This window comes from Janthinobacterium sp. BCJ23, from assembly GCF_059617945.1.
Map to the genome: position 1 here is coordinate 16257 of NZ_JCAQAW010000001.1, position 21513 is coordinate 37769.

Consider the following 21513-nt stretch of genomic DNA (forward strand, 5'->3'; position numbering starts at 1 on the left):
TTGGCGCGTATGGCCGCCGCCATCTCCGCCCTGCAGCGCAACCATGACCGCCTGCTGGTCTTCGCCGACGAGGGCAATGTGGTGGCCCTGATCGCCTGGCTGAAAGTCCACCAGCTCGACCTGATGGCCAACGAGGAAACCCGCAAGCACGGCATTGCCTTCGAAGTAGACTTCAACAACCACGAAACGGTCGATATTTCCATCAAGCTGGACCTGACCGAACGCGTGGCCGTCAAGACCGGCGAGGTGGGCCGCCTCGACATCAAACACCTGGCCGAGATACAGCACATGCCGGCCTACGCGGACGAGTTCTGGAAACTGTATGACGGCGAGACACTTCTGCCCGAATGGCGCACGCCCGAGGCAACGCCATGAGCGGCAACCTGCACACTTTGGCAACCTTGGCCAGCGCCCTGCTGGCCAAGCTGCAACCGGCCCAGCGTCGCGCCATCAATCACAAGGTCGCCATCGACCTGCGCCGCAGCCAGACGCAGCGCATCAAGGCACAGCAGGGGCCTGATGGCGCCGCGTATCCGACACGCAAGCGGCGCAAGGAATTCAAGAGGAAGAATGGGCGGATCAAGCGGCAGAAAGCGGCCATGTTCGCCAAAATTCGCACAGCCAAATACCTGAAAGTGAAGGCGACAGGCGACCAGATCGACGTCGGCTTCTTTGGCTGGGTGGCGCGCGTGGCGCATGTGCATCAATTTGGCCAGCCCGACCGCGTTACCAAAAAAAGGGGCCCGTCTACAAGTACCCGGAGCGGCCGTTTCTGGGCTTGAGTGAACCGGATAGGACGTTGATACGCGAATCGCTGCTGCGTCACATGGAAAAAAACTAAGATGCTTCAATGCAAACTTCAACTGACATCAGTTATCAAATGAGTTAGAGTCGCGTGATATTGGCCGGTACCGGCCAAACGCAGCCACATTTACAGTTATCCTTAGTACCCAACTATGAAAAAAAATATCGTTATTTTACTCGCCACGTTGTGTTGCGGATGTGCGAGCAATAAGCCACCTATCAGCATGCATGCAACCACACCGCCAGGAACAGAAAAACTCTTGGCGAACGCCTACCGGTTAATTGATGCCTATCAGCAAGATGACGCCAAGACTTGGAACAACCTTGTTTGCATGGCGTTATCACACGAGAATGTGATTGGTCTGGCAGCAGTCAAATCTTGGGGGAAAATTCAATCCCCTCGCCTTGTGTCTGTTTCCGCCGTCTCCGATGCGGCAAACGCATTGCCCGGACATGAACGGCCGATGGTCGCTATTGAAGTCCAGGCAGAGAACTACCCTTCCAGAGAATATGAGATCAGGTTTTATGAAAGCAGTGACAGAGAATGTGTCCTTGTAACTTTTTAGATTTGGCACTTTAACTGCAACTACTCATCGGAAATTTCAACTGGCGAATGTTGCCCTAACCTTCCGACTGGACATCCAGCACCTGGCCGAGATACAGCACATGCCCGCCTATGCGGACGAGTTCTGGAAGCTGTATGACGGCGAGACCCTGCTGGCCGAATGGCGCACGCCCGAGGCGACAGCATGAGTGACGACCTGCATGCACTGGAAGCCTGGGCCGGCGCCTTGCTGGCCAAGCTGCAGCCAGCCCAGCGCCGCGCCATCAATCACAAGGTGGCCATCGACCTGCGCCGCAGCCAGGCGCAGCGCATCAAGGCGCAGCAGGCGCCGGACGGTACCGCCTACCCGGCACGCAAGCGGCGCAAGGAATTCAAGGGCAAGAATGGGCGGATCAAGCGGCAGAAGGCGGCGATGTTTGCCAAGATTCGTACCGCCAAGCACTTGAAATAAAGGCGACCAGCGACCAGATCGAAGTTGGTTTCTTTGGCTGGGTGGCGCGGGTGGCGCGCGTGCATCAGTTCGGCCAGCACGAGCGAGTAGACAAGAAGGAAGTCATCTACCAATACCCGAGGCGACCGCTACTAGGACTGAATATGTTGGAATGGAAGTTGGTACGCCATTCTTTGCTGCATCACCTGCAAAGTTCTTAGGGAAAATTGAAAATGGCAGATTTTCATCTACCTGATCAGATCATATGCATAGCGAGCATCGCACTACCTGAACAACACACACACAATTTTATTAAGAAATTCACAATAAAACAACAGAAGGCGAGATGAAAAATAGTTATACGAACTATAAAATAATTGCCATAAAACAACCAAGTTGATACACTGAAATATCATCAACTCGGAATTTTCACTATGACTGCCAAAAAACACGCACAAATTAGCACTCCTCAAGATATTGAGGAAACTTCCTTACCAGAAGAATGTTTTGTAATTATGCCAATATCAGATCAATTGGGATATGATTCCGGACATTTCGCCAAAGTTTATGAAGATATTTTCAAACCAGCATGCCAAATCGCTGGTTATAAGGCAACTAGAGCTGACGATGTTAAAGAAAGCAATTTAATACATCTTGATATTTTGAAGAGGGTTGTTCACTCGCCTATGGCTATATGTGATCTTAGCAGTCGAAATCCGAACGTATTGTTTGAACTTGGTTTGCGCCAAGCATTTGATAAACCAACAATTCTGGTTAAAGATGCAGATACACAAGATATTTTCGACATCGCTCCGATTCGCTATACAACCTATCATAAGACACTACGATACAGAGAAGTTTTAGAAGATCAGAAATCGATCTCTGATGCCATACGCTCTACTCGAGATGCAGCCGGGAAACCGTACAATGTGAATTCCTTAATAAAATTACTTGAACTCTCAAGCCCAGCAAAAATAATAGAAAACGGCCAGCCCGATCCACAAGGGTATTTTCAAGTATTGATGGCAGAGATCACACAATTAAGACGTGATTTCAGAAGCGAAAAGTTAGAAACGGGAGAAATGAAAAATTCAACAATGAATTACAACGATGAAATTAGAGGAAAAGCAGAAATATTAAGAAAAAAAGTTCAAAGGATTCAAAACTCTATAGCAACAGGATCGAAAGTCGAAAGCCTAGAAGAAAATATTGTCGAATGCATAGAATTGGGAAAAGAAGCTATTATTTATTACAATAGTAATTCCAAATTCAGGGCGGGACCTCGCCAAAAATCAGTAGAAAACGATTTAATAATATTGGAAAACTTACACATTCAGTGCCTCTTATAAATTACACCAATAAAATCCGATTCATTCTGAAAAAATCCGAAGGACTATTACGTACCTTCATCGGCATTAACTCGCTTATCAACCCGCCCCCGTCGTGCATCCGCACGCGGACTTCGGCAACATGCACTGCATGAACGCCGACCTTTCCGACCTCACCCGGTCGCTGTAAAACTTGATCCGCTTGGGCACCATTGCCGAGGTAAAAGGGGTCAAGGCGCGCGTGCGGCTCGGGCCGACACTCACCACGGAATGGCTGAGATGGGCCACGGGCAGCACGCGCACTTGGTCGGCACCCACCGTGGGCGAACAGGTCATCGTCTTTGCCACAGGCTGTGGCCTGTCGCGCGGCCTCATCTTGCCGGTGCTGTACTCGCAGGAATTTGACGTAGCCGAATCGAGCGACAGCATCCACACCACGCACTATCCTGACGGCGCCGTGGTGCAGTACGGCCATGCGGCACACGCGCTGACGGCCACGCTGCCAGGCAGCACCGCCACCAGCTTGGGCCTTGGTTCGATGTGGGAGCGCGCAAAGGAGTGCGTTGGTATGAAGGATGACGTGGTATTCCGTGATATCCGGGCCTTGGCGGCCAAGGATGCGGCACGGCACGGCGAGAACCGCAGCGACATTCAAAAGCGCCGGGTGCACACGTCAGGCAAGACCACGGAATCTACATCAAGGAAGTGATTGCGGATGTTTCCGAGATCCCGATAACATTACCCTGGCTTGAATAAAACCCGACCTTCGCAAGTAGTCGCGGCTGCTTCAGCTCCGCAGCAGACATAGTTCTGACGCATTCGGCATATGTCGCCGCTGCCGATCAAGCGTCGTGATAAACAACGCCGTATGTGTCGAACATCGCTCCAGCCAGCTCGATCATGCTGAGGCCGCTGCGCTCCCAAAACGTCAGAAAGTATGTCAACTTGTCGCAAGGAGCTTCAGCATCCATGCCATGCAGCGCACAAATCGTGGCTCTGATACGCAACACATCAGGGTCATCCGACATATCGCGCCCACGGATGGCCTCCCAAAGCATCGCCCGGGCAGCTAAGGCCTCGCTATCCGTTGCCGCGCCCTCAAAATATCGCTTAGCAACCAAAACAGAAGATTGCGCGATAAGGGGCAGACATTCGATCACACGCGCCAGGGCGCTGACCATAAAGCATTGAGCATCACCGTGCTCTGCCGAATCATCCAGATCAACGGTGGATGAAATAACATCAAAAGGATTACGGTGAGACATGCTGACTTTCCAAGCAAAGCTTGCTTGGTCATACGTCGCGTAAACGGAAAAACCCAGCACCGATATTATACAAACGTATAATATACAGTACTGGGTTTCTATACAGCTTGCGCCGTAAGTCCTTGAATCTAATGGTCGGGGCGAGAAGATTCGAACTTCCGACCCCATGCACCCCATGCATGTACGCTACCAGGCTGCGCTACGCCCCGACGAGGTGGGAATTATAGCAGACGCTTTTAGGTTTTTGCCATGCTTTGCGCATGATTCATATCGAACTGCGCAAACTTTTTTGCATGCCCCGTCCAGGCGCCCTATTCGCTCAGCAGCAGCGCCGTGAGGACGATGCGGAAACCGGCGATCAGCGGTTCGACCTTGACGTCTGGATTGTGCACCACCCGCACGGGCAAGCCCTGGTACATGGCGATCATGGCGTTCAGGCGCCCTTCCAGCATCTCCTCATCGGCCGGCAAGCCGCGCTTGATGCGCGCGTCGCGGATGATGGCGAGTAGCTGCTGGCGCGAACGCACGTCCGCGCAGCGCAGCATCTCGGCAATGGCGGGATTGCGCGAGGCCTCGGCAAAAATTTCCAGCGGCATTACCCACGTTTTCGGGTCCAGGCTTTCCAGCACATGCTCGCCCGCATTGTCGATCACGGACTGCAGCGGATCTTCGCGCTGCGCCAGATCCTGCATCAGGTTCGACACCCGCTCGGTGTTCTTCATGACGAAGGCGGCGATGATCGCATCCTTGCTGTCAAAATAATTATAGATGTGGCCCGCGCTCATGCCGGCCGCTTTCGATATCTCGGCCATGCTGGCGCCGTGAAAGCCGCGGCGGCTGAAACAGCTTTCGGCCGCATCGAGGACCTGCTTGCGCCGCGTGTTGGCGCGCTCGGGGTCCGGATGCTTCTTTTCAACTTGGTTCATGATTTTCCAGTAGCGCGCCGGCCTTGCCCCTGCGGACAAGGGCAAGGCCGGCGTCGGCGTCCCCGTGATTATTGGGCGCCGCCAGCCGCCGCGACGGCTGTCTGCTCAGGCTGCCAACCGCCGCCCAGCACCTTGTACAAGGTGACCAGGTTGGTCGATTTGGCCAGGCGCGCCGTGATCAGGCTTTGCTGCGCCGTGTACAGCGCGCGCTGGGCCACCAGGGCGTTCAGGTAGGACTCGGCGCCCTGCTTGTAACGCGCATCGTGGATGGTGTAGCTCTTCGTCGACGCCTCGACCAGCGAGACCTGCGATTGCAGGCGCTCGTCGATGGTGCCGCGCTGGGCCAGCGCATCGGACACTTCACGGAAGGCGACCTGGATCGCCTTTTCGTATTGCGCCACGGAGATTTCACGCTGCACCTTGGCGATATCGAGGTTGGCGCGGTTCACGCCGCCATCGAAGATCGGCAAGCTGATCTGCGGCAGGAAACTCCACGTGCCGCTGCCGCCCTTGAACAGGCCGGACAGGTTGTCGCTGACCGAACCCGCCGTCGCCGTCAGCGAAATGCGCGGGAAGAAAGCCGCGCGCGCCGCGCCGATGTTGGCGTTGGCCGCGCGCAAGGTGCGCTCGGCCGCCAGCACGTCGGGACGGCGTTGCAGCACGTCCGACGGCACGCCGGACGGAATGTCCGCCAGGGCCGTCACGGCGCCGAACTCGCCTTGCGGCAGCAGGTCGGCCGGCACGGGGCCGCCCACCAGCAAGACCAGCGCGTTCTGGTCGAGCGCAACCTGGCTCGTGTAGACGGCCACGTCGGAACGGGCAGCCTCCACGCTGGTCTGGGCATCGTACTTGTCCAGGCCCGACGTGGCGCCGGCACTGAAGCGGCGCACGGCCAGGTCATACGACGACTGCTGGCTCTTCAGCGTGTCTTGCGCCACGCGCAGGCGCTGCTGGTCGGCCACCAGGTTCAGATAGGTGCTGGCCACTTCGGCCACCAGGCTGATCTGCTGTGCACGGCGTGCTTCTTCCGTGCCCAGGTATTGTTCCAGCGCGCTGTCGGACAGGCTGCGCACGCGGCCGAAGAAGTCCAGCTCGTACGCCGACACGCCCAGGTTCGCCGTGTACTGGCGATTGATGGACGCTTCGCCGGAGGCGCTCTGGTTTTTCGAGATACGCGTGGCCGACTGGCCGCCCGAGGCCGACAGGGTCGGGATCAGGGCGGCGCGTTCGATGCCGTAGGTGGCGCGCGCCTTCTCGATGTTCAGGATCGAGACGCGCAGGTCGCGGTTGTTGGCCAGCGCCAGTTCCAGTACCTGGCGCAAACGCGCATCGGCAAAGAACTCGCGCCAGGCGACGTCCGCCACCGGCTTGGCGTCGGCGGCGGCCATGTCGGCCTTGTAGGAAGGACCGGTCGGCCACGCCGTGGGCGCCGGCGCTGCCGGACGCTCGTACGTGGGGGCCAGGCTGCAACCGGCCAGCAAGGCCAGTGCCGCCATGGAGAGTAGCGTTTTTTTCATATTAATGCGCATCCTTAGAAAGCGTGACGGCTGGCGAACCAGGCGTCGCCGGCGTGGTTGGCGCGTCCGGCTTCGAGAAGAAGCCGCGCACCAGCACGAAGAACACCGGCACGAAGAAGATACCAAGGAACGTGGCCGTCAACATGCCGCCCAGCACGCCGATACCGATGGCGTTCTGGCTGCCGGAACCGGCGCCGCTGGAAATCGCCAGTGGCAACACGCCCAGACCGAAAGCGATCGAGGTCATCAGAATTGGACGCAGACGCAGACGCACCGCATGCAAGGTCGCGTCCAGCAGCGACATGCCCGATTCCTGCATTTCCTTGGCGAATTCGACGATCAGAATCGCATTCTTCGCCGACAGACCCACCACCGTGAGCAAGCCCACCTGGAAGTACACGTCGTTCGACAGGCCGAAGAACCAGGTGCCCAGCACGGCACCGATCACGCCCAGCGGTACCACCAGCAGCACCGAGAAAGGAATCGACCAGCTTTCATACAGCGCGGCCAGGCACAGGAAGACGATCAGCAAGGACAGCGCATACAGCTGCGGCGTCTGCGAACCGGATTCGCGCTCTTCCAGCGACACGCCGGTCCAGCTCATGCCGATGCCTGGCGGCAGCTTGGCGACCATCTCTTCCATCGCGTTCATGGCGGCGCCCGTGCTCTGGCCCGGCGCCGGCGTACCGAGGATCTCCACCGACGGCAAGCCGTTGTAGCGTTCCAGGCGCGGCGAAGCATAGATCCACTTGCCCGTGGCGAATGCCGAGAACGGCACCATCTGGCCAGCGCTATTGCGCACGAACCATTTGTTCAAGTCTTCCGGCAGCATGCGCGATTCGGCATTACCCTGCATGAACACTTTCTTCACACGGCCGCGGTCGAGGAAGTCGTTCACATACGAACTACCCCAGCCCACGCTCAGCACGCGGTTGATTTCCGAGATCTGCAAGCCCAGCGCGGTAGCTTTCTGCTGGTCGATGTCGATCTTGTACTGCGGCGTATCTTCCTGGCCGTTCGGACGCACGCCAACCATGGCAGGATTCTGCGAGGCCATGCCCAGCAACTGGTTACGCGCCGCCATCAGGGCGTCATGGCCGACACCGCCGATATCCTGCAACTGCATGTCGAAACCGGTGGCGTTACCCAGTTCCAGCACGGCAGGCGGAGCGAACGTAAACACCATCGCATCCTTGATCTGCAACAGCTTGCCCATGGCGCGACCGGCCACGGCCGGCGCTTTTTGCGCCACGTCCTTGCGCAGCGACCAGTCTTTCAGGCGCACGAAGGCGATACCCGTATTCTGGCCGTTACCGCCGAAGCTGAAACCGGCGACGGCAAACACGGAAGCGACGTTGTCTTTTTCGCTGTTCATGAAGTGGTCTTCGACCTGTTCGATCACTTTCAGGGTGCGCTCTTGCGTGGCGCCCGTCGGCAATTGAATCTGCGTAAACAGGATGCCCTGGTCTTCTTCCGGCAGGAAGGAGGTCGGCAAGCGCATGAAGACGAATACCAGGCCGGCCAGCAGGATGACGTACAACAGCATCGAACGGGCACGGTGTGTGATCATCGCGCCAACCATGCTTTGGTACTTGTTGCTGCTGCGATCAAAACTGCGGTTGAACCAGCCGAAGAAACCCTTGTTCGTCGCGTGATGGCCTTTTTCGACCGGTTTCAGCAACGTGGCGCACAAGGCTGGCGTAAATACCAGCGCGACGACGACGGACAGCACCATCGACGAGACGATCGTGATCGAGAACTGGCGGTAAATCACGCCTGTCGAACCGCCGAAGAAAGCCATCGGCACGAACACGGCCGACAGCACCATGGCGATACCGACCAGCGCGCCCGTGATCTGCGTCATGGACTTGCGCGTCGCTTCCAGCGGCGACAAGCCCTCTTCGCTCATCACGCGCTCGACGTTTTCCACCACCACGATCGCATCGTCGACCAGCAGGCCGATGGCCAGCACCATGGCGAACATGGTGAGCGTATTGATCGAATAGCCGAACGCATTCAGGATGCCGAAGGTACCGAGCAGCACGACCGGCACGGCCATGGTCGGGATCAGGGTGGCGCGGAAGTTTTGCAGGAACAGATACATCACCAGGAATACCAGGATGACGGCTTCGACCAGGGTCTTGACCACTTCTTCGATCGACAGTTTCACGAACGGGGTCGTGTCGAACGCCACCTGGTAGCTCATGCCTTCAGGGAATTGCTTGCTCAGGTTGCCCAGCATGGCTTTCGCCGCATTGGCCGTATCGAGCGCATTGGCGCCCGTCGCCAGCTTGATCGCCACGCCGGTCGCCGCATGGCCGTTGTAGCGGGCCACGGTGTTGTAGTTCTCGCGGCCCAGTTCCATGCTGGCCACGTCCTTCAGGTGCACCATGGCACCCTCGGTGGTGGTTTTCAGCAAGATGGCGCCGAACTGTTCCACCGTTTGCAAGCGGCTTTGCGCCGAGACGGTGGCGTTCAGCTGCTGGCCCTTGACGGACGGCGTGCCGCCCAGTTCACCGGCAGACACTTCCGCATTCTGCGCCTGCACGGCCGTAATCACGTCCGCCGGGGTCAGGTTGAAGCTTTGCAGCTTGGCCGGGTCGAGCCAGATACGCATCGCGTACTGCGAACCGAACAGCGTCACGTCGCCCACACCAGGAACGCGGCTCAGCGGATCGACGACGTTGGCGGCCACATAGTCGCTCAAGTCGGTCTGGTCCATCTTGCCGTTTTCGGAAATGAAGCCGAACACCATCAGGAAGTTCTTCGTGGCTTTCGACACGACAAGACCCTGTTGCGTGACAGCCGTCGGCAGCAGTGGCGTAGCCAGCTGCAGCTTGTTCTGTACCTGCACCTGGGCGATGTCGGGATTGGTGCCGCTGGTAAACGTCAGCGTGATGCTGATGCCGCCAGTCGCATCGCTCGACGAAGACATGTAGCGCAAGCCGTCGATACCCTTCATCTTTTGTTCGATGACCTGGGTGACCGCATCTTCCACGGTCTTGGCGGAGGCGCCAGGGTAGGAGCCGCTGATCGAAATCGACGGCGGAGCGATGCTCGGGTACTGCGCGATCGGCAGGCTGAGGATCGAAATCACGCCGGCAAGCATGATGACGATCGCGACCACCCAGGCAAAAATCGGGCGGTCAATGAAAAAACGGGCCATTAATATTCTCCTGAATTAGTGGGCGCTGGCAGCCGATGCGGCGGCAGAAGCGGCAGCGGCGGACGCAGGAGCAGCTTCGGCCTTGGCCGGTACGGCAACGGCTGGGGCGCCTGGCTTGACTTTTTGCAAGCCTTCCACGATCACGCGGTCGCCTGCGGCCAGGCCGGACGTCACCAGCCAGTTGGTGCCGACGGTGCCGCTGGTGGTCAGTACGCGCTGTTCGACCTTGTTTTCCTTGTTCAGTATCATGGCCGTGGCCTGGCCCTTCTGGTTGCGCGTCACGCCCACTTGCGGCACGGTAATGGCTTTCTCATCGACGCCCGTTTCCAGCTGCGCGCGCACGTACATACCTGGCAGCAATTCGCCTTTCGGGTTCGGGAACAGCGCGCGCAAGATCACGTTACCCGTGGTCGGATCGACCGTCACGCCGGAAAACTGCAGCTTGCCCGATTCGCCGTACTTGCTGCCGTCCGGCAAGATCAAATCGACCTTGGCCTGGCCTTCGCCCACTTTTTTCAGCGAGCCGTCGGCCATCTGGCGCTTCAAGCGCAGCAAATCGGTGCTCGACTGGGTCACGTCGACATAGATCGGGTCGAGTTGCTGCACGGTCGTCAGCGCTTCGGCCTGGCCCGCCGTCACCAGCGCGCCGGCCGTCACGGTCGAGCGGCTGGTGCGGCCGCTGATCGGCGCCGTCACGGTGCTGTAGCGCAGGTTGATGTTGGCCGATTCCAGCGCCGCAGTGGCGGACTCGACGTCTGCCTTCGCTTGCTCGAACGCAGCGACGGCATCATCGTATTCCTGGCGGCTCACGCCTTCGATGGCAACCAGTTCCTTGTAGCGCGACGCTTTCGGACCGGCCGTCAGCAGATTGGCCTTGGCTTTCGACAGCGCGGCCTTGGCCGAATTGGCGGCCGCCTGGTACGTGGCGGAATCGATCTGATACAGGGCCGTGCCCGCTTTCACATCGCTACCCTCGACAAACAGGCGCTTCTGGATCAAGCCACCGACTTGCGGGCGCACATCGGCGACCTGGTAGGCATTGGTACGGCCGGGCAATTCGGCGCTCATCGGCAACGCGGCCGGATTAACAGTAAACACGACCACCTGTGGCGCTTGCTGCGCGTGAGGTGCTTCCTGTTTTTTACTGCAGCCGGCCATGATTACAGTGGCGCACAGAACGGCAATAGCGCCGCTCGTACGCGGCGACGTCAGGGAAAAGGTTGGTTGCATCTTGGACTTTCTGAAAAAGAAGCTGGCTAGTGTCGTTAGAAATGACTAAATTTATTAACGCAGATCAAAGAATGAACGATCATTCTAAAATCGTCAAGCATCGTTACAATTGAAACATAGTAACCATCAAGCGAATTAAATTATCAATGAGGCAACAAAATAAAGACAACTACAGCAGCGGCGCGCCAGCAAAGTTAGCTACGAAGCTGGCGTACGGTGGCAAAAATGGCAATGCGGAAAAGGTGGATTGAGTGAATACTGTAGCAGGGTCAAGATTTCTTTGCTGAACTGACCAACGCGGACGCAACACTGCCCCACGCGGCAGGCGTGATGGAATAATTATTTACCAATGGTATCGAAAAGACATGTCCCGGCAGACGCGCTACTATATTGGCCACGGCGTGGCGAAGCGGGGTGCGATGATGACGGCACAAGCTCATGGATTGGCGCAACACGATGGCGCGGGCGGCCTGGACGCGCTGCTGTCGACGGGCGTGCCCGGCCTCGACGCCATTCTCACAGGCGGCCTGCTGCCCGAGCGCCTGTATTTGGTCGAAGGCGTGCCCGGCACGGGCAAGACCACCTTGGCGCTGCAGTTTCTGGCCGAAGGGGTGCGCAGCGGCGTGCCCGTGCTGTATATCGCGCTGGCCGAATCCGAGATCGAGCTGCGCACCGCCGCCCTGTCGCACGGCTGGGACCTGGCCGGCATCGCCATCGAAGAAGTGGCGCCCAGCGACGACATGCTCGACCCCGAGCGCCAGTACACCATCTTCCACCCGTCGGAAATCGAACTGGCCTCAACCAACCAGCGCATCCTGGCCGCCATCGAAAAGCACCGCCCGGCCCGCCTCGTGCTCGATTCGCTGTCCGAACTGCAGCTGCTGGCGGAAAATCCCCTGCGCTACCGGCGCCAAGTCGTGGCCCTGAAACAATACATGGCCAGCCGGCACTGCACCACCATGCTGATCGATGACCGTTCCGCGCTCGACGACGGCTTGCAAGTGCGTAGCGTGGCCCATTGCGTGATCTCGCTGGAATTGCAAAACCAGGACTACGGCACTGACCGGCGCCGTGTGCGCGTGGTGAAATACCGGGGCGTGCCGTTTCGCAGCGGCACGCACGACTACAAGATCGCCCATGAGGGCCTGGTCGTCTTTCCGCGCCTGGTGGCGGCCGACACGCGCCGCGATGGCAGCCATCGGCGCCTGTCGAGCGGCGTGCCCGAACTCGACACCATGATAGGCGGCGGCCTCGAAGAAGGCATGAGCACCCTCATTTCCGGCCCCGCCGGCAGCGGCAAGTCCACCCTGGCGGCGCAATTCGTGCACGCGGCAACAAAGCGCGGCGAACCGTGCGCCATGTTCCTGTTCGAGGAAGCGCGCAGCAAACTCCTGAACCGGGCCGACAGCGTGGGCATGCGCCTGCAGGCGGCGCTGGACACGGGTTTGCTGAGCGCACAGCAGATCGACCCGGCCGAACTGACGCCGGGCGAATTCGCCCAGGCCGTGGTCGACGCAGCGCAGCGGGGCGCCAGGGTGATCGTCATCGATAGCCTGAATGGCTACATGCATGCGGTGCCCGATGAACGCTTTCAGAGCACCTACCTGCACGAACTGCTCAATTACCTGAGCCAGCACGGCGTGGCCACCCTGCTCGTCGGCGTGCAGCAAAACATGCTGGGCACCTCGATGACGACGGCGGCCGACGCCAGCTACCTGGCCGACAGCGTCATCATGCTGCGCTACTACGAAACGGAAGGCGAAGTGCGGCAAGCCATTTCCGTCTTCAAGAAGCGCGGCAGCGCGCACGAGCGCAGCATCCGCCGCTTCGACATCAGCCCGCAGGGCGTGCGCATCGGCCCGGCCCTGGCCGGTTTTCACGGCATCCTGTCGGGCTTGCCCACCATCGGCGGCACGCCATTTCCCTAGGAACGCCATGGAGCTGCGCATCCTGATCTACGCGCCTGCCGGCCAGGATGCCGCCCTGGCCGGCACGGTATTGGCGGGCAGCACCATCGCCAGCCACGCCTGCCGCTCGCCCGGCGAACTGGCCGAGCAGCTGGCGCTGGGCGCCGGCGGCGTGCTGACGGTGGACGAGGCCTTGCATGCGGGCGTCTACGCCGTGCTCGACGCCTATACCCGCCAGCAGCCGGACTGGTCCGACTTGCCGATCACCGTGCTGACGCACGCGCGGCTCGATTCCCTGCCCTTGCGGCAAGCCATTGCCACCCTGGGCAACCTGACCCTGCTGGAACGCCCCGTCCACATCCTGACCCTGATCACCTCGGCCCACGCCATGCTGCGCGCGCGCCAGCGCCAGTACCAGGTGCGCGAGACGCAGCGGCGCAAGGATGAATTCATTGCCAGCCTCGGGCATGAACTGCGCAATCCGCTGGCGCCCATCAAGTCGTCGGTGGCCCTGCTCAAGCACCTGTTTCCCGCATCGGAGCAGGTGGGCAAGCTGAGCGACGTGATTGAGCGCCAGGTGACGCACCTGACGCGGCTGGTGGATGACTTGCTCGACGTGGCGCGCATCACCAGCGGCAAGGTAGTGCTGCAGCGCAAGGAGTTTGAGCTGCAGCAAGTGCTCGAGCATGTCATCGAACTGTGCCAGCCTGCGGCCAGCAGCCGGCACATCGGCCTCACGCTGGAATTGCCGCCACATGCCGTGACCTTGCACGCCGACTATGCCAGGGTGGTGCAGATCTTTTCCAATATCGTCTCGAATGCCGTGAAGTTCACGCAGGACGGCGGACACATCCACATGACGGCGCGCCTGGCGCAGGGCCAGTTGCAAGTGATGGTCGAAGACAATGGCATCGGCATCGACCCGGATACCATTGCGCGCATCTTTTCCATGTTCGAACAGGGACGCACGGTGGCAGGCCAGATAAAAAGTGGCCTGGGCATCGGATTGAGTCTGGCGCGCCAATTTGCCGAAATGCATGGCGGCAGCATCGAGGCCTACAGCGATGGCGCCGGGCGTGGCAGCCGCTTCATCGTCACCTTGCCGGCCAGCGCCGGTGGCGCCCCGGCCGCCATGCCGGCCTCCAGGAACGACGCGCCCGTGAGCGCGGGCCAGCCCGTACAAGTGCTGGTGGTGGACGATAACCGCGACGCGGCCGATTCCCTGCAAAGCCTGTTCCAGCTCGAGGGCTATGCGTCCACGGTCGCGTATGGCGGCGCGCAGGCGCTGGCGGCCGTCGAGATGGCGTGGCCGCAACTGGTCGTGATGGATCTGGGGATGCCGGACATGGATGGCTACGAAGCGGCGCGCCAGATCCGCCAGCGCGCGCACGGGCGCGACGTGCTGATGATCGCCCTGACGGGCTGGGGCCAGGGCGAGGCGCGCGCACGGACCGAGCAAGCCGGCTTCGACCATCACCTGACGAAACCGGTGGATTTCGACGCCATCGCCGCCCTGCTGGAACAGCACCTGGCGCAGCGGACGGCGGCCGCTACGCAGACGCAGTAGCGATTACTTCCACTTGCCGCGCAATTCCTGCACCTTCTGTTGCAGCAACTCCGGCGTGGCAGCCTCGGGTGCCACAGGCACGCCCACGGCCAGCGACAAACGCGAGCGCAAGCCCGCCTTGAAGGCGCGCTCGAACAAATGGCCATTGCGATGGCTCAACAAATGTCCCCACAAGCCGCGCAGCGCCAGCGGAATCACGGGCACCTTGCTGCGCTCGACGATTTTGGCAATGCCGCCCTTGAATTCGCTGATCTGGCCCGTGCGCGTCAGCTTGCCTTCGGGGAAGATGCACACGAGTTCGCCCTCGTGCAGCGCTTGCGCGATATCGATGAACGCCTTTTCCATCAGGAAAGGATCTTCCTTGGCGGGCGCGATGGGGATCGCCTTGGCCGTACGGAAAATCCAGCCCATCAGTGGCATCTTGAAGATGCGGTGGTCCATGACGAAACGGATGGGGCGCGGGCTGGCCGCCATGATGACGATGGCGTCCACATAGCTCACATGGTTGCACACCAGCACGGCTGCCCCTTCCGTCGGGATGCGCTCGCCATCGACGACTTTGACACGGTGCACGGTCTGGATGAGTATCCATGCGAGGAAGCGCATGAGGAATTCCGGCACCAGCGAGAAGATGTAGGCGGCCACCAGCGCATTGAGGATCGCCGTGACGAGGAACAGTTCGGGGATGGTAAAGCCCTTGCCCAGCAGCACGATGGCCACGCCGGCGGCCGCCACCATGAACAGGGCGTTGAGAATATTCATGCCGGCGATCGTGCGCGAAATGTGTTTCGGGTCGCAGCGCGTCTGGATCAGGGCGAACAGGGGCACGATGAAGAAGCCGCCGAAGACGCCGATCATGACGATGTCGATCAGGATGCGCGGCACGCCCGCCTGACTGACGAACGCCAGCGCATCGACCACTTGCGTGTTCGCATACGCATTGCTGGCGAAATACAGGTCGATGCCGAACAGCGACAGGCCGATGGAGCCGAACGGCACCAGGCCGATCTCGATCTTGTGGCCGGACAACCTTTCACACAGCAGGGAGCCCGTGCCGATGCCGACGGAAAACACGGTCAGCAGCAGCACGAACACGCTGTGGTCGCCATGCAGGAAATCCTTCGAATACACGGGGAACTGGGCCAGGATCAGCGCGCCGTAAAACCAGAACCACGAATTGCCCAGCATGGCCAGGAAAACGGGACGGTTCTTGCGCGAAAAATTCAGGTTGCGGAACGATTCGGCGACAAAATTCAGGCTCACCTTCAAGTCCGGTTCGGGCGCAGGCGTGCGCGGCACGCGGTAGCTGGCGATCAGGCCGAACACGGCTACTGCAATCGTCGCGCCGGCGACCAGTTCCACGCCCAGCGGCTTGTGCACGATCAGCACGGCGCCGAGGATTTCACCCAGCAAGATGCCGACAAACGTGCCCATCTCGATCAGGCCATTGCCGCCGACCAATTCCTCGGGTTTCAGTTGCTGCGGCAGGTAGGCATACTTGACGGGGCCGAACAGGGTCGAATGTACACCCATGCCCACCACGGCGGCCACCAGCAGCCACAGGGTGTGCGTCATCCAGCCGGCGGCGGCGACCGCCATGATGGCCAGTTCCATCCATTTCACGAAGCGGGCCAGGCCCGCCTTTTCGAACTTGTCGGCCAGCTGGCCCGCCGTGGCCGAAAACACAACGTAGGGCAGGATGAACAGGCCGGGGATCAAATTGGTGATGGTGGACGGGTCGAGCGTGGTCCAGCTCAGCGCATCGTAGGCGAGGATCACCATCAGGGCCGTCTTGAACAGATTGTCGTTGAAGGCGCCAAAGAACTGGGTCCAGAAGAAGGGCCCGAAACGGCGCTGCGACAATAAGGAAAACTGGCTGCTTTGACTCATGGCATGGGGAACCGGCAATTAAGGAATTGCTAAAATACAGCACTATCTTGCGCACGACAATCTGAATGTCGCCATCTTGCTTAGCGTCAATACGGAAAGCGCCGCATCGCGCCATGCTGGCCCCGCACCTGACGCCTTTCCCCTACACAACAAAAAACGCCCATTTCTTGATAATAAGGTAATGTGCGCATACTGCGGAGTCTTCGCCCCGCCCCTCCAGGAAAGCTGACCCATGTTTGGATTGATAACGCTGTTCATCCTTGGCGTGCTGATCACCGGCTTCGTGCTGGTGCTGCAGTACCGCAGAAAAGTGGCCGATCTGGAATTGCTGACAGCGCGCCTGCGCAAGGAAGTCGACGGCATACAGCAGCGCCTGCTAACCTTGGAAGGCCAGGACGTAGCGCCAGTTGCCTCACCTGCCGTGCCCGCAGCCGTCGCACCAGTAACAGTGCCGACGCCCGTTTCCGTGCCTGCACCGGCGCCGGTGCAGGTGCAGGTGTCGAAGGCGGCCGTGATCGAACCGGTCGAGCTGGCAAAGGTCGCGCCGGCCGCGCCCCTGCCGCCGAAGCCTTCGCCACCCACGCCACAGGCTCCCGCCAAACCTGCCCCTGCCGCCCCTGCTGCCCCCAACACTCCGTCCTGGATCGCGCACCCGGACGGCCTCGTTGCCAAGGCGAAGAACTGGCTGTTCACGGGTAACCTGGTTGCCAAGCTGGGCTTGATGATTCTGTTCCTCGGCGTCAGCTTCCTGCTCAAATACGTGTCGGCGCAGGTCACGGTGCCCATCGAGTTGCGTCTGGCAGGCATCGCGCTGGCCGACATCGCCCTGCTGGCCTGGGCCTGGCGCATCCGTATCAAACGCCCCGGCATCAGCCTGCCGCTGCAGGGCACGGCGCTGGCGATCTTGATGCTGGTGACGTTTGGCGCCTTCCGCCTGTATGAACTGATCCCGGCGGGCCTGGCGTTTGCCGTGCTGTTCGTGCTGACGGCGTTCACGTGCTTGCTGGCAGTGCTGCAAAACGCCGTCTGGCTGGCCGTCTTCGGCATCGTCGGCGGCTTTGCCGTGCCCCTGCTCGTCTCGACGGGCAGCGGCAACCATATCGGCCTGTTCAGCTATTACGCGCTGCTCAATGCGGGCGTCTTCGCCATCGCCCTGAAACGCGCCTGGCGCGTCCTGAATGTGCTGAGCTTTGGCTTTACCTTCGTCGTCGCCACCACCTGGGGCTTGCTGCGCTACACGCCCGAGCACTACCTGTCGACGCAGCTGTTCCTGATCCTGTTCGTGCTGTTCTATATCGGCATCGCGATTGCCTACTGCGCGCGCCAGGCGCCGCGCTTGAAACACTATGTGGATGGCACCCTCGTGTTCGGCACGCCGCTGGCGGCCATGGGCCTGCAATACGGCCTGGTCCGGCACTTCGAGTTTGGCCTGGCGTTTTCCGCGCTGCTCGGCGGCTTGACCTACACGGGACTGGCCGTGGCCCTGTGGCGCCGCGCAGGTTTCAAACTGCTGGCCGAAGCCTTCCTCGCGCTGGGCATCGTCTTCGGCACGCTGGCCATCCCGTTTGCCCTCGATGGCCGCTGGACGTCCGCCGCCTGGGCGCTGGAAGGCGCGGGCATCGTCTGGGTCGGCTTGCGCCAGCGCCAGACCCTGGCCTGGGTCTTCGGCCTGCTGGTGCAGGGGGCCGCCTGGCTGGCCTTCCTCGGCGCCATGCAGGGACTCAATACGGCAGCGGCCCTGCAAGCCAACATCTGGCTCGGCTGCGCGCTGCTGGCGGCCGCCGCGCTGGTGATGGCCTACAATTTCCGCCGCCACGCCAGCCACTTACATCCTGAATTCATGAGCAGCCTGTCCGTGCTGTTCCTGACGGCCGCCACGGCCTGGCTGCTGGGCGGCATCTGGAGCGAAATCCTGCTACGCACGGATGCCGCCACGCAACTGAACCTGCTCACCGTCAGCGCGCTGGCGGTAGCAGCCCTGCTAGCGGCGCTGGCGCGGCGCGAACAATGGCATGCGCCGCGCGCCCTGCTGCTGGCCGTACAGGTACTGGCCGGCATGGTCATGCTCAGCCGCGCCAGCTGGGCCTGGGACCAGCATCCGGCCAACCTGTTCGACGGCTCCTTCCTCAGCGCCCTGCTGCTGGGCGCCGCCGCCTTTGCCAGCGCCCGCTTCCTTGCGCTGCGCGCACGCGGCGGCGACGAGCTACTGGCGCTGGCAGCGCGTCCCCTGCTGGTCTGGAGCGGCTTGCTGTGGTTTGCCGCCATCCTCGTACCGTTCACCAGCTGGCTGCTGCGCCTGATCGATGGCGACCTGAGCATGCAGCCGTACGCGGGCGAGCACTGGCTGGCGCTGTACCTGATCGCCGTGTCCGTCACGACACCCGTGTTCGCGATTGTGGCGCGGCGCCTCGATTGGCCGCAGCTGCGCTGGTTCACCGTGGCCGCCTGGCTCGGCCTGGGCCTGTGGAGCGCCAACCTGCTGCTGGCACTGTACCTGCGCGACTATCTGCTGACGGGCTTGAGCTGGCTGGCCCTGGCCGGCGCGCTGGCGGCCGGCGAATACCTGCTGCAGGCCTGGCCGAAAGCCGGCTGGCAACTCGACGTGCGTGCGCTGCGGCTCTTGCATACCCTGCGCACGGCCGCGCCATGGCTGATGCTGTGGCCCGTGGGCGCCATGCATGTCAACGCCTGGCTGGCACAGCATGAAGACAGCGTCAGCCCCGCCTGGGCCCGCTACTTGCCGGCCTGGGCCATGATGCTGGTACTGGCCTGGCTGATCCGCCGCTGCCGTGCCGGCGTCTGGCCGGTGGCACCGATTGCCGAGTGGTACCAGCGCACCCTGATACCGCTGGGTGCGCTCTGGTCGCTGCTGCTGATCGCCGCCTGGAACATCTTCGACGATGGCGCCATGGCGCCGCTGCCCTACTTGCCGCTGCTCAATCCGCTGGACTTGAGCACGGGCTTTGCCGTGCTGCTGGCCATTGCCAGCTACCGCCTGCTGCCGGCGCAGCAGCTGCCCCTGTCCGCCCTGTGGCAGGCACGCTTGCCTGCCGTAGCCGCCTGCTGCGTGTATGTGTGGTTCAACCTGATGCTGCTGCGCACGGTGTCGCACTATGTCGGCGTGCCCTATACCTTTGACGCCATGCTGGCCTCGCAGTTCGTGCAAGCGATGCTGTCGCTCGTGTGGAGCGTCACGGCCCTGCTGCTGATGCGCCACGCGGCGCGCCAGCAGCGGCGCCAGCAATGGAGCATGGGTGCCGTGCTGCTGGGGCTGGTAGTTGTGAAACTGTTCCTGATCGACCTGTCCAATGTGGGCGGCATCGAACGCATCATATCTTTCGTGGGTGTCGGCTTGCTGATGGTCTTGATCGGCTACCTGGCGCCCTTCCCCAAGGCTGCCGCGCCAGCGTCAGCCGAACCGCAACCGGGAGCAGCATGAAAACAAGCACACTCATGTTCGGCATCGTGTTGATGGCAGGCGCCGCGCTGGCCGCGCCTGGCCAGGACAGGCCACAGGACTACGGCTGGAGCATGCCGGTGACCGTGCCGGCCGGCGCGGGCATCGTCCAGCTATCGTTGCCCAGGGAAGTCTACCTGCACGCCAGCTCGGCCAGCCTGGCCGACGTGCGCCTGTTCGACGCCGACGGCAAGCGCCTGGCCTACGCCATCGGTGCACCGCCAGCGCAATCGGCGACGCAACGGACAGCCATTCCAGCCCGTATCTTCCCCGTGACGGGCGCGACGGCAACTGGCGACGGCTTGCAAGGTATCGACATCCGCACGGCCGACGATGGCCGCTTGCTATCGGTCAGCACGCGCGCCGGCACGGCTGCGACCACGGCGGCCCTGCAAGCGCTGATTCTCGACCTGGGCAAGCAAACGCAAGACAAGCGTATCGCCGCCTTGCGCTTCACGCCACCGGCCCGCACGGTCAATTACAGTGCACAAGTGCTGCTGGAAGTGAGCGATGACCTGAAGCAATGGGACGCCATCGGCACCACCACCTTGAATTGGCTCAGCAACAGCGACACGCAAACCCTGGCCAACGACAGCATCAGCTTTGCGCCGCGCGCGTTTCGCTATGCGCGCCTGAGCTGGCAAGCGGGCGAACCGCTGGCCTTTGCGGCAATCACGGCGCAAGCCGTCAGCGAAACGGACATCGCCGCGCCGCGCGCCACCGTCTTGCTACAAGGCGCGCCGAGCAAGCAGGCAAATGAATGGCGCTATGCCACTCCGCTCGCCATCCCCGCTGACAGCATCGCTCTGCAATTGACGCAGACCAATACGGTACTGCCAGTGACCTTGGGCGTATATCGCCAGAACAGTTATGTTCCCCGGCACCGGCTGCACCTGCGCCAGCAAGCGCGTCCCGCGCAAGGCGCGTATTTCGATCCCCTGCTGAGCACCACGTTTTACCGCATCGGCCTAGACGGCAAGGAAAGGGTCTCGGGCGACTTGGCCATGCCCGTGACGCAGACAAACGAATGGGTGCTGCAGACGGAACATCCGTTCTCCGCCAGCGATGCGCCCACATTGCACCTGGGCTGGACGCCGGCCACCGTCGTTTTCCTGGCCAGCGGCAAGCCGCCTTATCAGCTCACGTTCGGCAACAGCAACGCCGCCGCCGTCGCGCAGCCGCTGTCGCAGGTAGCGCCCGGCTTCAAGGCGGACGAATTACTGGCGCTCAAGACGGCCAGCACCGGACCGCTCCAGTCCAACGCCGGCGCGGCAGCACCAGCACCGGCAACAAAGGACGGCGCACCATGGCGCTTGGCCGCACTGTGGACTGCGCTCCTGCTGGGCGTGGCCGTGCTGGGCTTTTTCGCCTGGCGTTTGCTGTCGCAGATGAAAGAGGAACAAGGCAGTACCGACAAGCAGCAACCTTAGCCACAACATCCGCCGCTTGAGCGCTGCACTC

17 protein-coding genes and 1 tRNA gene are annotated in these 21513 nt (G+C 61.1%); 11 read left to right on the forward strand and 7 right to left on the reverse strand.

The features are described 5' to 3' along the window. The first annotated feature begins 9 nt into the window (after positions 1–9). The 7 genes from AC54AG_RS00050 to AC54AG_RS00080 all read left to right on the forward strand — a co-directional run bounded on the left by AC54AG_RS00050 (position 10) and on the right by AC54AG_RS00080 (position 3836). Positions 10–375, forward strand: a complete 366-nt coding sequence (locus tag AC54AG_RS00050; protein WP_331778098.1) for a phage tail protein — start codon at positions 10–12, stop codon at positions 373–375. After that, the gene (locus AC54AG_RS00055; protein WP_425324006.1) at positions 372–782 is read left to right on the forward strand and encodes a phage virion morphogenesis protein; all 411 of its coding nucleotides are present in this window, start codon (positions 372–374) and stop codon (positions 780–782) included. The genes AC54AG_RS00050 and AC54AG_RS00055 overlap by 4 nt, the downstream gene beginning before the upstream one ends. Positions 783–956: 174 nt before the next feature. Further along, positions 957–1370: a hypothetical protein gene (locus tag AC54AG_RS00060; RefSeq protein WP_152546466.1), complete on the forward strand. Its 414-nt coding sequence runs from the start codon at positions 957–959 to the stop codon at positions 1368–1370. Between the two features lie 183 nt (positions 1371–1553). After that, the gene (locus AC54AG_RS00065; RefSeq protein WP_331778085.1) at positions 1554–1820 is read left to right on the forward strand and encodes a phage virion morphogenesis protein; all 267 of its coding nucleotides are present in this window, start codon (positions 1554–1556) and stop codon (positions 1818–1820) included. Further along, a complete protein-coding gene (locus AC54AG_RS00070) occupies positions 1817–2020 on the forward strand; it encodes a phage virion morphogenesis family protein (protein ID WP_331778100.1) in 204 nt (67 codons plus the stop codon). Before AC54AG_RS00065 ends, AC54AG_RS00070 begins: the two co-directional genes overlap by 4 nt. A gap of 213 nt (positions 2021–2233) precedes the next feature. Further along, entirely contained in the window at positions 2234–3148 is a 915-nt protein-coding gene (locus AC54AG_RS00075) for a hypothetical protein (protein WP_331778086.1), read from the forward strand. Positions 3149–3329: 181 nt separating this feature from the next. Next, the gene (locus AC54AG_RS00080) at positions 3330–3836 is read left to right on the forward strand and encodes a phage baseplate assembly protein V (RefSeq protein ID WP_331778087.1); all 507 of its coding nucleotides are present in this window, start codon (positions 3330–3332) and stop codon (positions 3834–3836) included. A 133-nt stretch (positions 3837–3969) separates the two neighbouring features. On the opposite strand, the gene AC54AG_RS00085 is transcribed toward AC54AG_RS00080, so the two are convergent. The 6 genes from AC54AG_RS00085 to AC54AG_RS00110 all read right to left on the reverse strand — a co-directional run bounded on the left by AC54AG_RS00085 (position 3970) and on the right by AC54AG_RS00110 (position 11231). Next, on the reverse strand, positions 3970–4392 hold the full coding sequence (locus tag AC54AG_RS00085) for a hypothetical protein (protein ID WP_331778088.1): 423 nt from the start codon (positions 4390–4392) through the stop codon (positions 3970–3972). 132 nt (positions 4393–4524) lie between these two features. Beyond that, positions 4525–4601 (reverse strand) — tRNA-Pro (locus tag AC54AG_RS00090). Between the two features lie 102 nt (positions 4602–4703). Beyond that, the gene (locus tag AC54AG_RS00095; RefSeq protein WP_331778089.1) at positions 4704–5318 is read right to left on the reverse strand and encodes a TetR/AcrR family transcriptional regulator; all 615 of its coding nucleotides are present in this window, start codon (positions 5316–5318) and stop codon (positions 4704–4706) included. A 68-nt stretch (positions 5319–5386) separates the two neighbouring features. Beyond that, positions 5387–6835 carry an AdeC/AdeK/OprM family multidrug efflux complex outer membrane factor gene (gene adeC, locus AC54AG_RS00100; RefSeq protein ID WP_496629240.1) on the reverse strand — a complete coding sequence of 483 codons (1449 nt, stop codon included), beginning with the start codon at positions 6833–6835 and terminating at the stop codon, positions 5387–5389. 1 nt (position 6836) lies between these two features. Next, a complete protein-coding gene (locus AC54AG_RS00105) occupies positions 6837–10001 on the reverse strand; it encodes an efflux RND transporter permease subunit (protein ID WP_496629241.1) in 3165 nt (1054 codons plus the stop codon). Positions 10002–10016: 15 nt separating this feature from the next. Next, positions 10017–11231: an efflux RND transporter periplasmic adaptor subunit gene (locus AC54AG_RS00110; RefSeq protein WP_496629242.1), complete on the reverse strand. Its 1215-nt coding sequence runs from the start codon at positions 11229–11231 to the stop codon at positions 10017–10019. Positions 11232–11653: 422 nt separating this feature from the next. Here AC54AG_RS00110 and AC54AG_RS00115 point away from each other — a divergent pair, with 422 nt between their 5' ends. Then, positions 11654–13159, forward strand: a complete 1506-nt coding sequence (locus AC54AG_RS00115) for an ATPase domain-containing protein (RefSeq protein ID WP_496629706.1) — start codon at positions 11654–11656, stop codon at positions 13157–13159. Positions 13160–13166: 7 nt separating this feature from the next. Then, on the forward strand, positions 13167–14705 hold the full coding sequence (locus tag AC54AG_RS00120) for a hybrid sensor histidine kinase/response regulator (RefSeq protein ID WP_496629243.1): 1539 nt from the start codon (positions 13167–13169) through the stop codon (positions 14703–14705). 3 nt (positions 14706–14708) lie between these two features. Here the strand turns inward: AC54AG_RS00120 and AC54AG_RS00125 are convergent, their stop codons facing one another. Beyond that, positions 14709–16595, reverse strand: a complete 1887-nt coding sequence (locus AC54AG_RS00125) for an MFS transporter (protein WP_034752172.1) — start codon at positions 16593–16595, stop codon at positions 14709–14711. Between the two features lie 232 nt (positions 16596–16827). On the opposite strand from AC54AG_RS00125, the gene AC54AG_RS00130 reads away from it, so the two are divergent. Beyond that, a complete protein-coding gene (locus AC54AG_RS00130; protein ID WP_496629244.1) occupies positions 16828–20034 on the forward strand; it encodes a DUF2339 domain-containing protein in 3207 nt (1068 codons plus the stop codon). Further along, positions 20031–21482, forward strand: a complete 1452-nt coding sequence (locus AC54AG_RS00135; protein ID WP_496629245.1) for a DUF3999 family protein — start codon at positions 20031–20033, stop codon at positions 21480–21482. Before AC54AG_RS00130 ends, AC54AG_RS00135 begins: the two co-directional genes overlap by 4 nt. Positions 21483–21513: the final 31 nt, after the last annotated feature.